Raw genomic sequence first — 13,734 nt, forward strand, 5'->3', positions numbered from 1 at the left:
ACGGTTCACCAGCATCGGTCACGCCACCGCGACGACGGCGGGATCCGGCACTCCCTCGCCCCCGGGGAGTGCGCCGATGTCGTGTTCGTGACCCCGGGCGAGGCTGACAGCGTGCAGCTCTTCGGTTCCCCGTGGCCGATCCACCGGGCCGAGTTCACCACCATCACCGTACGTCCGCGCGAATCCGGACCGAGCGAAGGGGACCACGATGCTCGCGCTGCAGATTGACCCGGCCGGCCCGGTTGTCGAGATCGAGCTGCCCGACGATCCGGCCCTGCTTCAGCGGGGTCCTGGCTACCCGTCTCGGCGGGAGCCCCGGCCGGGGTGTCTACCACCGGCGGGCGCTGGTGTGGGTGCACGGCAACGCGGCCAACGAGAACCTGCCGCCGAACGTGGTGGCCGCCGCACTGGCCAGCGCCTGGCGCGAGACGACATCGGGGCAAACTACTTCCTCCACGGCCGGGTCATCGTAGCCGGCGCCGTGGACGGCGACGCAGACCACGACGATGCGCTACCCGGAGAACAGTCTCACGCTGAAGGTGGAGCAGTGCCCGCGGCGGCTCAAGGAGGATGACCCGTGATCCCCATCCATCTCTCCACGAATCACCCTCGATGGACCCCTGAGACAGAGGAGGAGCTCCAGGGCGCCATCGATATGGGTCTGCTCGAGGAATCCCACTACCTGGACCTCAAGGAAGCACTCGCCAGCAAGAGCGACAACCGGGAGACCGCGAGAGACCTGGCGTCCTTCGCGATCGACGGCGGGACGCTGATCATCGGGATCGCCGAGGACACGGCGTCCAACGTCTTCTCCCTCGCTCCTCAGCCGCTGGTCGGCCTACCGGAGAAGATCGAGCAGATTGCCCGGAACACTCCCGACCCTCCGCTCAACGTCCTCACCGACAGCATCCCGTCGACCGCAGATCCCCAGGCTGGCTACCTGATCGTTCACATTCCGGCCAGCCCCAGTGCACCCCACATGGTCGACGGCCGCTACTACGGACGGGGAGACAAGACCAAGCATCGCCTCGCCGATCCCGAGGTCCTGCTCCTGCACGAGCGTCGGCGCATCGCCGAGAAGGACGCGCTCGCCATGCTGCAGTACGAGATGGAGCGCGATCCGATCCCCGACGGCGAGCAGGCCCACTTCTTCTTCGTAGCCCATCCCCTGGCGGCACGACGAGACATGCTCAAGGACCTCGTCAGCGGCGACTGGAACCTGCAGATGGCTCACTTAATCCAGAAGGCTTACACCCCCGAGCTGAACACACAGCTTGGCCAGGGCGTCGTCCCCCCGATCACCTACGCTTCCACCGGGTACCGCGTTTCCCGTGGCGCTGCTCGCGCGACGAACAATCTGAGCAACGGACGGAAGTACACCCCGAACCCGTCGACCTCCGAGATCGCACTCGAGCTGCAGGTACACGAGAACGGCGGCATGCGTCTGTACAGCAGCCGGCTATCGGAGGCTCTGCATTCCCGACCCAACTCCGACGAGCAGTTCATCTACGAGAACGCTGCGGTCGACCTCACCCGCCGGATGTTGGTCCTGATTCACTCGGCCAGCGAGAACGCCGGCTACTTCGGCAACTGGGCGCTCGCGGTGGGAGTCACCAAGCTCCGGGGCCTCCGGATCTTCCCTTACCACGCGCCCGGGTCGCTTCCTCCCGAAGCTCGGTATGAGGAGGACACATACCAGGAGACCTCTGCCGTCACGTGGGCCGAACTCAATAGCACACCGGGAGAGATCACACACAAGCTCATCGGACCTCTACTGCGGGCCCTGGATGCCGAGCACCTGCACACCAAGCTCCTGCAGGACTGATCGCTTGGGGCCCGGCGCACGCCCGCGCATGCCGGGCGGCGCTACCGAAATTCGATCGGACTGCAAGGCGTGGTCAGCGACCGGACACATGCGACGTCGAACGCCGATGCGCGCCTTCTGTCGACTCAGGCGCGCGGCCAGCACGGGCACGGAGAACATCTGGCAACGGGACGGCTCTGGTGGCAGCACCAGCGGCCGAGTGTGACCCTGGGAGTGGACGTGGCAGCGCGACTACGCGGTCGGGACTAGAGGACCGAGGTATCGCCATGTCAGATCAGGCATACATTGTCATCACCGGCCGCAACGGCCAGCTGGACAGGCGCGACTCCGCGTCAGTGGACGACATCGTCGCGGCGGTGCGCTCCGGACACGACCTCGTCGTCCACCTTCACGGCGGGCTGGTCAACGAAGCCAGCGGGTTACGGACGGCGCGTCGGCTGACCCCGGAGTACCTCGACGCCGGAGCGTCCCCGGTTTTCGTGGTGTGGCAGAGCGGTCTGCTTGAAGTGCTGTGCCATAACCTCGACGAGATTTTCCGCGAAGAGATCTTCAAGCGCATGCTCAAGTGGGTGCTGCAGTTCACCGTGGGCAAGTTGTGGCAGGGCCCCGGTGAACGAGCGGCGGGGGCGCTTCCTGTACCCAACGACATCAAGGTCAAGACCGAACTGGCCCGCCGCGCCAAAGACCAGGAGCCATTCGACGAGGCCTTGCAGGAACCCGGGCTCACCGAGGTGTCGGACGCCGAACGGCGGGAGCTGGAGTCCGCAATCGAGAGTGATCCGGACCTCTTGGCCGAGCTCGAGCAGGTTCTGACGGCCAGGCACCCGGAGACCACGACCGAGGGTTCGCGCGGGGTGGTACTACGCCGGGAGGGATCAAGCGCGACGCTGATGGATCCCGATGCGCTCGACGAGGTCGACACCCGGGCGAGCGGGGACCGCGGAATCGTCACCACGCTGGCGCTGGCCAGGAAGTGTGGGCAGGTCCTAGTCCGTGTGATCAGCCGATGCCGGGCGCAGACCGACCACGGGATCTACCCGACCGTGGTGGAGGAGCTGCTGCGCGCGTTCTATCTCGCCAATGCCGGTGGCGCGGTGTGGTCGGCCATGAAAAAGGAGACGTCGGACACCTTCGCCTCCGCCCACGACCGCTTCGGCCGTCTCCTCCTGGATGGGCTGAGCGGCGCGCTTGCCAGCGGGTCCCGCCCCAGAATCACGCTAGTCGGGCACAGTACCGGAGCGGTCTACATCGACAACCTGCTGGCGGAAGTGGCCCGAGGCCGGACCGAGGGCGATCGCGTTTGGCCAGACGACACGCGGTTCCAGGTCGTCTTCCTTGCCCCGGCCTGTACGTACGACCACTTCACGGTGGCGCTCGACAAGGGCGGCGGGCTCATCAAGGACCTTCGCATGTTCACCATGGACGACGCCACGGAGGCCAGCGACCGGCTGGTCGGACCGCTCTACCCCCGATCTCTGCTCTACTTCGTCTCCGGTGTCCTGGAGCGGAATGCACGGGGAGCCTCCGCCTGCGTGCCACTGCTTGGGATGGCGCGCTACCGAGAGGCCGCCTACCAGACCGTCGTGGCGCTGGGTCCCGGTCGGAAGTACCTGACCGCCGAGCGAGTGGTGTTGTCGCCCAGTGCCGAAGGCTCCCCTCCGGGTCGGCAGGCCGGCGCCAGAAGCCACACCTCCTTCGACGACGACTCGCTAGTGCTGGGAAGCATCGCGACCATGATTCGGGGCGCATGATGCACGCTCACCACTTCGGCGTGGTCACCGGCATCACACGCTATCCGGGGATCAGTGATCTCAGCGGACCGGTCAATGACGCGCAGGCGTTCCTCGAGTGGCTGCTCGAGCCCACGGGTGGGGGGGTGCCTTCGACCAACGTAGAACTGATCACTACACCGGACACGGGCGTTGCCTTCTCCGAGGCTTACGATGCCCGGCCGATCAAACGCGAGATCGACCGCGCCCTCGAACTGGTCAACACTCAGGCAAAGGCGACCTTCGCGGATGACCCCGAGCAGTGGCAGGAGTCCCGGCTGTACCTCTACGTGGCCGGCCACGGAATCATGCCCGGGAGAGGTGAGACCGCCCTGCTGCTCGCCGACGCGCGAGCGGGAATGTACGAGAACCTGGAGCTTCGGTCCTACCTCGAGTGGTATCGCATCTGTGGGCTGTTCCGCGAGGTCGTCGTGTTCGCCGACTGCTGCCGAAACTGGTTCGGGCAGGTAGAACCATCCGCGGTCCCGTTCAGCCGGTACGGACGTCCGGCCGCCCAGGTCTTCGCGCTCGTGGGCTACGCGGCCGGCCCAGGTGATCCTGCCTATGAACAGGTGGAGGCGGACGTGTCTCCTGACGATCGGCGCGGCTACTTCACCCAGGCCCTCCTTGACGGACTTCGCGCCGCGCCGGCAGACCCGGCCCTCGGAGCCATCACATCCACCACCCTCGCACCATACGTGCAAACCGTGGTCGAGGAAGCCACCCGGCACAAGCCCGTCCCTCAACAGGTCGAGATGCCGTCCGACCCTGGGCACCCCATCATCCTCGCAACCCCCAGGCCCGGCCACAACCACACGGTGACCATCCGCTTCCCAGCCAGCTGGTCCGGACCGGTGGAGCTCCTGCTGCCCGGCGGGCAGAGAGTCGCGTTCGACCCCGTGGCAGCACCTTGGACAATCGAACTGCCCTCCGGAGCCTACGGGGTGGTGCTCCCCGGCACCTGCGACGGATCTCCGTTCGCCAACGAGGGCCTGTTTATGGTCGCCGGAGGTAGCCGTGACGTCCAGCTCTGAGTTGGCGAAGCTCACACTGACCAGCGACACCCCGGGCGCACTGCTCAGCATCGTCGACAGCACTCTCCGTCAAGTGGCGTCCGGGTACGGGTTCCTAAGAGAGCAACTGGCGCCAGGGGTCTACCGGATCCAGGCACGACTCGGAGGCACCAACAACACACATCTGATCTCACTCGCACCGGGCTCCAGCGAGCGCCGAGACCTCACCGTCCCCTTCCCCTCAGCCGCACCGGTCTACGGAACCTCGACCGAGAAAGAGACACATGGAGAACTCACCGAGGCGCTGAGCGAGTCGGTCTCCGACATTGTCGGTCCCGACGCCGGCGTCGTGCTGATCCTCCGCAATCTCTGCGGCTCGCCGGCCTACCCCCTGTACAGGAATGAAGTCACGCTGCTCGACTCGAACCTCCGGGAGGTCAACTGGTACTACAACAGCTGGATACTGGCGGACCCGGAGGACGCCGCGGGACTGTGCGGGCGTTTCCCGCCCGGGCCATACGTGCTGCGGACCGTCGGCTTAAGCCCAGAAGGCAACTCCACCACCGACCAGGCCATCTGGCTCTCAGCTGGCTGGCAGACCGTAGTGTTCATCCCGAACGGCCCCCGCGGTCCGGAGGCTCGCGGTCTCTCCGTACACATGGTTCCGCACTCAAAGCCGTGGAATCGGCTGGACCCGATCTCGCTGGAGGTCGAGGCAGCGCTGGCCGGGCTCCGCGACGGCATCCCGTCGATCCCCCAAGAGCTACCGGGCCAGCTCGTAGACGGCCGGATCACCAATCCGATGCTGGGCATTCTCGGCCTGCACACCCTCCTGCTGGACACCTACCCCGACCTCCCCGATGACGGTCTGTCGTCCGCGGTCGCCAACGTTGAAGAGCTGCTCTGGCCTCCTCACCCCGATGCTCTGGCGATCGAGTGGGTGCTACCTCCCGAAGATCGCGCACCGATGTCTGTCCCGTGGCCGCCGATGCTCGCTTCGTCGTACCGGCGGCTTCTGCTCCCCGCCGACCTCGAGGACAGCCGCGTCCTGCCGACGGGCAGTCCTTCGGAACGGGTGGCACCCTACCTTCGTCCGTCGGAGCCCTGGCTCCAGTGGTCCTCGACGCCAGACCTGCTCACCGAGCGCTACACCGGAGGTGAGCCCCCGTGGCTTGGTGGATGGCACGTGGAGGCCGTGACGGAGCAGCCGGAGATCCGTGCCCCGGGGGCGGCAGTGGCCACGGTCGACCGTGTGCTGGCGGAAATCGCGGGATTCCTGGAGATGGAGCGCGGACGGTTGGTCGAACAGCTCGGTACCCAGGAGCTGGCCCGCAGATGCGGGCTGCCCGAGTCCCTCGTCACCGCTGCCCTTCGAGAACTCGGCGTTGGCCGGCCCATTGCAACTGTCAGTACATGACTGTCCTGAACGGCTTCCGTCCCGGTGTTGCGGATGTCGCTCAGCCCACCCGCCACGGCGGCCGGGGTTACCTCGGTGATCCGCTCCGCTTCCAGGTCCAGCAGAACGGGCTGGCCAGTCACGGCCTGATGAGGAACGCGGTGACCGTCTCGATCACCGCGGCTTGCCAGCCGGGTGAAGAACCTCCTTCTTCGCGGGTGACGCCCGCCTGTGGACCAGGACCGGCAGTGTCTGGGGGCGTTCGACGATGGCAAGTGTGCCGCTCAGTCGCGTGCCGTCGAAGGACCGGAACCCCGTATCGCGATCAGCCATGCACTGAGCCGGTTCGGGCTCACCCGGCGCGGGTCTGGCGGAGGCTCTCCAGGCAGTCCGGGCACATCGCCGGTTCCGGCGCGGTGCCGGTTCCCGGCCTGCCGCACGGCCCACTGCCCAGGCCGTCCGGGCCGGGTGCCTCGCACCGCCAAGTCACCAGGGCGCGTCCCGGGGCGGGCTGCGGTGCGGGGCGGCGCTGGGGGCGCGGGCCGGACGGCTGGTCCAGGGCGGTGGTCTCCTGCTCCAGGTGCTCCTGGGCGCGGCGGGCCTGACGCTCGGCCGCCCGCAGGCCGCAGACGCGGCACTCCTCACCCGAGCCGAGGATCAGCCCGCGTTCGCAGTCCGGCCGTTCGCAGTCCTGGCTGGAGAGGATGGCCGCGATGTAGCCGACCGGCCCCCGGATCTCCCGGCTCTTGACCCGCTCCGGCGCCCCGGCCCGCCACCAGCCGTCGTTGATCCGGGCCAGGGCGTGCTCCGGGGACCGCCCCGCCCACAGCAGGTCGCGGACGGCCCGGCGCAGCGGCGGGACCTTGATGGCCGGGTGCTCGCTGACGCCGAGGGCGTCGACCATTGCGAAGACCTCCTCCTCCCGGGCGACGGGCTTGGAGGCGGTGGTGCGGATCGTCTTGGTGCGGGGCTTCGTGGTCTTGGTCGCGGCTGTGCCGCCGCTCGGGTTCGGCTGGGGGCGCGAGCGTGCGCCGCGAGCCGCGCGCGGCCAACCACCTGTACTTGCCCTTCGGGCGTCCGGAAGGAGCTCGCTGCGACTGTTCTCACTACTGCTCTTAATGATGTCCGCGTGGTGTCCCCACCCATGTCCGCCTGGTGACGCCACCCCTGTCCGCGTGGTGTCCCCACCCATGTCCGCCTGGTGACGCCACCCCCCGGTGAAGGCGGCGAGCTCGCGGTCGTCGCGGGCGGCGGCGCGGGCCCGCCAGAGCCGGGCGTCGAGGAGGAAGTAGGAGGAGGCGACGCGACCGCCGCCGTCCTGCGCGGGGAGGAAGTTGTCCTGCATGACGAGAAGGCCGTCGGCCCGCATCTGGGCCAGGACATCGGTGACGGCGGTCCGGGACAGCCCGGTGCAGGCCATCAGCTCCTTCACGGTGGGCGGCCGGTCGGTGATTGCCCGGTTGTGGATGTTCACGAAGGTGGCGATCGCGGCGTAGACGGACTTGTAGTTGGGCGAGCGCTCGCCGGTGCGGGCGATGCGGGCGTCGAGCTTGACGTAGTCGATGCCGGGTGCGCGCTGGACGCGGGGCACCGGCCGGCCGTCGGGGCCGAGGACGGCGGTGGGTGCCGGAGCGGCGGCCCTCTGCAGGAGTTGCTGGGCCCAGCGCTCGCGGTCGAGGAGCTGGTACAGGTTGGCGTCGGCCAGCGCGTCGTTGCCGGGAGCGGTCTGGGGTTGGACTGCCAGGATCTGGCGGTCCACCAGGTCGGCGGTGGCCCGGTCGAGGGTCTTGACCGAGCGGCCCATGCAGGCGGCGACGGTCTTGCGGTACGGGAGGAGCGTGTAGCGGGCCTCCGTGGACCAGGCCGCCACGGACTCGGTGGTGAGGGTGACGCGCTCTTCGATCCCGGCGAAGGAGGAGAGCGCCATGTACGCGGCCTTGGTGGTGGGCGCGCAGTCACCGTCCCGGGCGAGACGGGCGTCGAACTCGACGTAGTCGAGGCCCTCGCAGACCAGGCAGCCGTCGGGGCCGGTGGAGAGCCCGGTGAAGAAGGTGGTCACCAGGTCACCGCCTGCTGGCCGCGGGTGGCGGTGTAGACGCTGTCGCGGTCGGGGTCCCAGGCGCCGCGATGGGCTTGGGGGAAGAGGAAGTAGCCGTACGGGTCCTCGATCGGCTGGGCGTCGGTCGGTTGCCCGGCCCGGATGTCGGTGAGGGCAGCGTGGACGGTGCGGGCGACGAGCAGCCACGCCTCCCGGGTGAACGGGTGGGCGGGGCCGAACTCGTGGGCGGCATCGTCTGTGAGGAAGCCCGCCCAGGTCCGGGCGATCGAGATACGGCCCTCGGCAAGGGCGGCGTTGACGGCCGCGTACTCCTGCCGGTACCAGCGCGGGGGCACCGGCGGCTCGGAAGGCTTCGGCGGGAGCGGCGCCGAGGCGGCAGGTCGTGGAATCGGCGTGGCGAGGCGGAGCGGGCCGGCGGCAGCGGTCCGGCGGCGGTGCAACGCGCGGATCGCTCGGGTGGCGAGGAGCAGGGGCCAGAAGAGGGTCAGCGCCACCGAGGCGGCGACGGCCGCCAGGACGGCGGTGGGTCCTGGGGGGCGCCGGAGCCGGTTGCCGCCGACTCCGGTGAGCGCGATGTAGAAGGCGCCGACCGGAAGGTAAGTGGTTACGGCGACGGCGGCCAGGCAGCTGGTGTCGCCGGGCAGCAGGGTCGGCAGCAGGTCCATCGCGGGGTCTCCTCGGGCTGTGGTGGTCAGTGCCCGAGGCAACCCCGCACTTCTGGACGGACCCCTTGACGATCAAGGTGCAGCAGATAACGACTGCGCATCGCCGCCGATCAAGGTGATCCGGCACTTCTGGATGGTGCGCACCTGTGCCCCGTGCCACCGAACCGGGAACGCTTGCCAGGAAGTAGGACTGAACGCATTTCGTGGACCGCCGCTGGTCATCCGCCTGCACCTCCTCCCACTGCGCGCCGCCCAGCAGCCGGGCCCGGGGGGCGCCCCAGCGGTTCGGTTCGACGGGGGAGGCGAACACACCCCCGCGCCCAAGCGCCTTGTGCAGCTGCTCCAGCACGCACACCGCGTAGGCGTGGCGGTCCACCGCGCTCACCGGCAGGTCAGGGGTTGGAGAACACCGCCTTCAGTTCACGGTGCAGCAAGCACCTCGCGAGCGGTGGATCCGTGGTTGTGGAGGGCGAGCGCCTATGCCCAATAGGTGATCTGGCCCCGCCGGACGCGGTCGCGCTGTGTCCCGTCTCACCGATGGGCCGAGTGGAAGTTCCGCGCCATCGGCCAGGGCTACGCCTCGGGCCTGCGCGGCATCGCCCAGGTCTTCGGCGTGAACGGGTGAGCCATGGGCAACGTCCGGCGGACAAAGGGGGCGCTGCACCGTCACACACCTTCGGATCGGCCTCGGCTGGGACGCCAGGTCCACCACCGGCGTGCCCTTCGACCTGGACGCCAGCGCGCTGCTGTGCGCCGGCGGCCGGGTGCTCTGGGCGACGAGTACTTCGTCTTCTACAACAACCTGAAGAGCCCCGAGGGTTCGGTGGAGCACCAGGGCGACAACCTCACCGGTGACGGCGACGGCGACGGCGACGGCGACGCCCGGGTGCAGAACTTCGGCCAGGTCTTCAACGCGTACATCCGCGTGGTCAACCTGACCGGCGGCGAGGAGATCGCCCGCTACGACCTCTCCGAGGACGCCTCCACCGAGACCGCCATGATCTTCGGTGAGCTCTACCGCTACCAGGGCGAGTGGAAGTTCCGCGCGGTGGGCCAGGGCTACACCTCTAGCGAGGGTCAGGCGCCAAGCCTGCGCCAAAGACGGGAGTGTTCAGGTGGAGGGTCACAACCGAGCTCGGTCTCTCATCGCTACGGCCGCAGTCACGTCACCGGTGTTGCTGTGGCACAGTCGCGCCCCTTGGTGGGCAATCGTGCCGCTCACGCTGCTCAACGCCACGTGTGCCCTGCTGACCACGGTCTTTCCGCAAGCCTCCCGGGATCGACTGGATTGGTGGCGGGACCGGCGCCGGCATCTACGAACTGTCCGACGTCGGCGTTGAGCCCGCTGAGTGCTGGAGGGCTTGATGCGACATCACTCCTGATCGAGGGCCTGCCCGGCAGGCGGTAACACGGTGAGGGGCGGCTACCCCGCGAGGTTTCCTGCGGATCAGGAATCGAGCCATGAGCCCATGGAGGAGCAGCACCGCGGTGTGTCAACGCGATCGGGCTGCACTGCCGGGCAGACCCGGTAGCCGGACCTTCGAAAGGGATCTTGTACGTGAAGACCAATCTGCCCGCTCCTGACGGCTCCGGCACGGGCGGCCCCCGGCTGCTCGTGCTGCTCGTGGTGGCGGGCGCCGCCGTTGCTGCCGCGCAGAGCCAGGCGTGGGAGAGCGCGGTGGGCACCGCTGTCACCCTGTACTCCGTGTTGACCGTCGGCGGCCAGGACCGGAGGAATTGACGATGCCCCGCACGAAGCCATCCCGCGCCCACCTCGCCCTGGTCCAAGCCATCGCGAAGCGCGGGGGCAACGCCACCGTGACCCAGGTGGAGCGCTGGCAGCAGCAGGGCTGGCTGCCCAAGCCTTCGACCTGGTTTGCACCCGGCAGCGCAGCGGTCGAGCCCGAATACCTGGAGCGGGCCCTGTACCTGGCCAGCACCGTGCGACCGGGCGCCAGCATTGGGTGGGTCGGATGGTTCTTCTGGGCCGTCGATGACACCCCCGACAGCGCCCGGCGGCTGCGGACGGACCTGGTCGCAACACTGGAGCGGCCGCTGAGGCGGGCGGGCATCACGGGGTTGCCCGCCGGGTCGTCCGACCGCGCGTTCCAGGCCCGGCGGGACGCCGCCGCGAGGATGACGCCGAACCGTCGCGCATCGCGGCGCGACCTGGATCAGATGCTGCGCGACCGCTTCGCCGAAGCCGGGATCGACCTGCCGCCCGGATCGCCGGACGCTCTTCCGAACGTGCACCACTGGGCCTTGGTCGAACCCGGTGCCCGGCTGCTGCTCGGCGGAGCCGAGGACCTGGGGATCGAGGACCTGCTGGAGGCACTGGAGCAGGCCCTGCCGGAGCACACCGAGGCAATCGATCACCTGCGCGAAGAGCACCGGCAGGCCGAACTCGCCGGTACCGACCCGATGGCAGAGTCGCTCTGGGGAGGGGGCATCGCCGCCATGGTGCACACCGTCGCGGCGGCTGGCGACCGGGACCTGTGCCGCGCCGTGCACGTCTGCACGCGAGCGGTTGCCGTCCTTCAGTCGCTGATGCGGCGAGCCCAGGATGAGCCTGAGATTTTCGCCCTTCTGACCCGGGATGTGATGTGGAGACGGTGGGCCACCGACGGCGGCATCGTGCCGGAGGGGGCGCCCGGCCTCGCCGCGATCGCCCTCCACACGTACCAGTACCTTGCCGACCCCGACTGGGCGGCGGAACTGGACCGCTACCTCTTCGTCATGTACGCCCTGTACGTCGTCTAGCCCGACTCCTCTCAGGACTCTGACATGTGACGACGGAGTGGGCGCGGTTCGCCTGGCTGGCTTCCGCAAAGCCGGAGGCGCGCTTGCGTATGCGGGGACCCGCCCTTTGCGGGCGCGGGGCGCCATTGCGGGTGCGGGTGGCGGGTCCTTTGCGGGCGCCGTCCCGCACCCGCAAAGGGAGGGTGTCGAGCCCTGCGGCCGGTGCACCTGCGATCCGCATGCACCGCGGAGCTCCGGCCGCCCGGACCTCCGGCTCCCGCCTCGCACCTTGCGGGGCGGACCGCCTTCCGGTCCGCGCGCAGCACGCCGGGGTGGGGGCCACCGCAGAAGGAGGTGCCGCGCCCGGGCGCCGGTGAGCCGGTGCCCGACGGCGGGCTGGGTCCGCTGGTGCTTCTACGGGACGTGCGCGGGCGGGTCGTCGGCCGTGCCGGGTGCCGGGGGGTCGTATCAAGGAATCCGGGCAGCCCGGGGTCGGGCATCAAGAATCCGGCCTCGCCGGAACGCCCCGTCAAGGTGTTCGCCCGCAGTTTGGGGAGGCCATCAAGGAGTCGCCCGCACCGTGGGCGTCGGAGTCAGCGGCTCACCTTGATGCCTCCCTTCGGGAGGCTCCGTGTTCCTTGATGGGTCATCAAGGAACCGTCGCCGTTCCTTGACGCCTCACCAAATCGGCAGGTCAGGACTTTGATCGGGCCCGTTGTGGAGTCGTTACCGGGCGGGCTTCGATCATCAAGGAGTCCGTCAAGGAGTGCGGGGTTTCCTCCGTCGACAGCAATCGCTGACGACCTAGGAGCACTGAGTGAGTCGCCCTTCCTCCCGGCGCAACCGCGCACCGGACACCCCCTCGCCGGTCGCCTCCGGCACCGACCTGCAGCGCTCTCGCGCCCGGACCGTCCTCGTGCGCGGCGGCATCTGGGCCGCGCTCGCCGCCGGCCCTCTCGCCCTCGCCCTCGCGATCGCCGTCCCGCAGACGGCCGGGAGCACCCCCTCGGGGCAGACCGCCGCCCCGATCGTGATCGCCCCGCCGACCGGCTACGCGGAGAGCTTCGTCGACCTGTGGCTGCGCTCCACCGACGCGGACACCGACGCCGAGGCGCTGCGCGCGATGGCCCCCGGGGTCGTCCTGCCGAAGTCGACCGCCGCTTTGCGGGCCTCCGTCGTCAAGACGGTTGCGGTGCGCAGCACGCCGATGGGTGGGCGGACGTGGCAGGTGACGGTGGCGGCCACGCTGGTCGTACCGTCTGCTTCTACGCAAGGCGCGAAGTCCCCGCAAGGCTCTACGCAAGCGCCCGTTGCGGGGGCCGATGTCCCGCAAAGCGCCGCAGCCGGCGGTGTGCGGGTGGTGCGGTACTTCGCGGTCCAGGTGTCGATGGTCCGCTCGGACGCCTCCGGCGGTGCGCCGGACTCGCTGGTGGTGACGGACGCTCCGTCTCAGGTGGCGGCGCCGGCCGCTCTGGCCGAGAAGGACCCGGCGACGCGGGTCTATGGCTCGCAGGTCATGGACGGGCCGCTGCGCGAGACGGTGACCGGCTATCTGACGGCCTACCTGAGCGGGGTGGGGGACAGCTCCCGCTATCTCGCGCCGACGGCCAAGATCCCGACTCCGGGCGCGGCCTACTCGAAGGTCTCGCTGAAGACGCTGACGGCTTCCGGCACGGTGCCGTCCGCGCCGGCGGACGGGGCGGTGCTGGAGGTGCTGGCCGATGTCGTCGCGGCGGACAGCGCCGGTGAGTGGCCGCTGTCCTATCCGCTGCGGCTGATCGCCCGGGCCGGGCGGTGGGAGATCGCCGCGCTCGCCCCGGCCGGCACTCCCTCTCCTTCTTCCTCCGGCGCGACGGCGCCGACCTCCACCACCACGAACGGAGCGTCCCGATGAAGACCACCACCCTCGCGGGGCCGATCCAGAACTTCGGCAACAGCTGGGCGAACACGCTGCTCGACTGGGTGGCTTCCGGCCTGATGATCGCCCTGACCGGCATCGTGATCATCCACGCGATCCGGAAGATGAGCATCAAGTCCGCGATCGGCGGGGCCATCGGCCTGGTGATCTGCTGGAGCCTGTTCACCGGCCGGTACTCGATCTCGAGCATCTTCCAGACCGAGTACAGCGAGAACAAGGCGCCGAGCGTGCCGAAGGTCCAGGGCGCGGGCCCCCTGCCGCGTGAGCTTCCGGTCGCCTTCACCGGCCAGCTGGGCCAGTCGTGAGCAGCGCCGCGCGTCCCAGGATCGGCCGCTCTTACACCAAGGCCC

The 13,734-nt window shown here is 69.2% G+C and carries 11 protein-coding genes and 1 pseudogene; 10 read left to right on the plus strand and 2 right to left on the minus strand.

The annotated features are described in order from the left end of the window. Positions 1-577 precede the first annotated feature (577 nt). The 4 genes from FHR36_RS35480 (at position 578) to FHR36_RS35495 (ending at position 6,024) form a co-directional block, all read left to right on the plus strand. Entirely contained in the window at positions 578-1,825 is a 1,248-nt protein-coding gene (locus FHR36_RS35480) for an AlbA family DNA-binding domain-containing protein (protein ID WP_253804243.1), read from the plus strand. Between the two features lie 266 nt (positions 1,826-2,091). Next, positions 2,092-3,576: a hypothetical protein gene (locus FHR36_RS35485; protein ID WP_253804245.1), complete on the plus strand. Its 1,485-nt coding sequence runs from the start codon at positions 2,092-2,094 to the stop codon at positions 3,574-3,576. Next, positions 3,573-4,628, plus strand: coding sequence for a caspase family protein (locus FHR36_RS35490; RefSeq protein WP_253804247.1), 1,056 nt, complete (start codon positions 3,573-3,575; stop codon positions 4,626-4,628). Before FHR36_RS35485 ends, FHR36_RS35490 begins: the two co-directional genes overlap by 4 nt. Beyond that, positions 4,612-6,024, plus strand: coding sequence for a hypothetical protein (locus FHR36_RS35495; protein ID WP_253804248.1), 1,413 nt, complete (start codon positions 4,612-4,614; stop codon positions 6,022-6,024). The genes FHR36_RS35490 and FHR36_RS35495 overlap by 17 nt, the downstream gene beginning before the upstream one ends. A gap of 331 nt (positions 6,025-6,355) precedes the next feature. On the opposite strand, the gene FHR36_RS35500 is transcribed toward FHR36_RS35495, so the two are convergent. Next, positions 6,356-8,062 (minus strand): MarR family transcriptional regulator, encoded by a 1,707-nt coding sequence (locus FHR36_RS35500; protein ID WP_253804249.1) that lies wholly within the window; start codon positions 8,060-8,062, stop codon positions 6,356-6,358. Next, a complete protein-coding gene (locus FHR36_RS35505; protein ID WP_253804250.1) occupies positions 8,059-8,727 on the minus strand; it encodes a hypothetical protein in 669 nt (222 codons plus the stop codon). The genes FHR36_RS35500 and FHR36_RS35505 overlap by 4 nt, the downstream gene beginning before the upstream one ends. 490 nt (positions 8,728-9,217) lie before the next feature. Here FHR36_RS35505 and FHR36_RS40415 point away from each other — a divergent pair, with 490 nt between their 5' ends. The 6 genes and pseudogenes from FHR36_RS40415 (at position 9,218) to FHR36_RS35535 (ending at position 13,689) form a co-directional block, all read left to right on the plus strand. Further along, complete coding sequence (locus FHR36_RS40415) at positions 9,218-9,352, plus strand: TerD family protein (protein WP_407660885.1); 135 nt, start codon at positions 9,218-9,220, stop codon at positions 9,350-9,352. 40 nt (positions 9,353-9,392) lie between these two features. Then, a pseudogene (locus FHR36_RS35515) lies at positions 9,393-9,796 on the plus strand (TerD family protein); the annotation flags it as partial. Positions 9,797-10,285: 489 nt separating this feature from the next. Next, complete coding sequence (locus tag FHR36_RS35520; protein WP_253804251.1) at positions 10,286-10,468, plus strand: hypothetical protein; 183 nt, start codon at positions 10,286-10,288, stop codon at positions 10,466-10,468. Positions 10,469-10,470: 2 nt separating this feature from the next. Further along, complete coding sequence (locus FHR36_RS35525) at positions 10,471-11,487, plus strand: hypothetical protein (protein ID WP_253804252.1); 1,017 nt, start codon at positions 10,471-10,473, stop codon at positions 11,485-11,487. Between the two features lie 796 nt (positions 11,488-12,283). Continuing rightward, positions 12,284-13,360: a conjugal transfer protein gene (locus FHR36_RS35530; protein WP_253804253.1), complete on the plus strand. Its 1,077-nt coding sequence runs from the start codon at positions 12,284-12,286 to the stop codon at positions 13,358-13,360. After that, complete coding sequence (locus FHR36_RS35535) at positions 13,357-13,689, plus strand: hypothetical protein (protein WP_253804254.1); 333 nt, start codon at positions 13,357-13,359, stop codon at positions 13,687-13,689. The genes FHR36_RS35530 and FHR36_RS35535 overlap by 4 nt, the downstream gene beginning before the upstream one ends. The last annotated feature ends 45 nt before the right edge of the window (positions 13,690-13,734 follow it).

The sequence above is a fragment of the Kitasatospora cinereorecta genome, from assembly GCF_024172095.1.
Lineage (GTDB): Bacteria > Actinomycetota > Actinomycetes > Streptomycetales > Streptomycetaceae > Kitasatospora > Kitasatospora cinereorecta.

What these genes read in the sequence shown, in the direction of transcription:
- FHR36_RS35485 (WP_253804245.1), top strand. Translation starts at nt 2,092, where the DNA reads ATGTCAGATCAGGCATACATTGTCATCACCGGCCGCAACGGCCAGCTG.
- FHR36_RS35490 (WP_253804247.1), top strand. Translation starts at nt 3,573, where the DNA reads ATGATGCACGCTCACCACTTCGGCGTGGTCACCGGCATCACACGCTAT.
- FHR36_RS35505 (WP_253804250.1), bottom strand. Translation starts at nt 8,727, where the DNA reads ATGGACCTGCTGCCGACCCTGCTGCCCGGCGACACCAGCTGCCTGGCC.
- FHR36_RS35525 (WP_253804252.1), top strand. Translation starts at nt 10,471, where the DNA reads ATGCCCCGCACGAAGCCATCCCGCGCCCACCTCGCCCTGGTCCAAGCC.
- FHR36_RS35535 (WP_253804254.1), top strand. Translation starts at nt 13,357, where the DNA reads ATGAAGACCACCACCCTCGCGGGGCCGATCCAGAACTTCGGCAACAGC.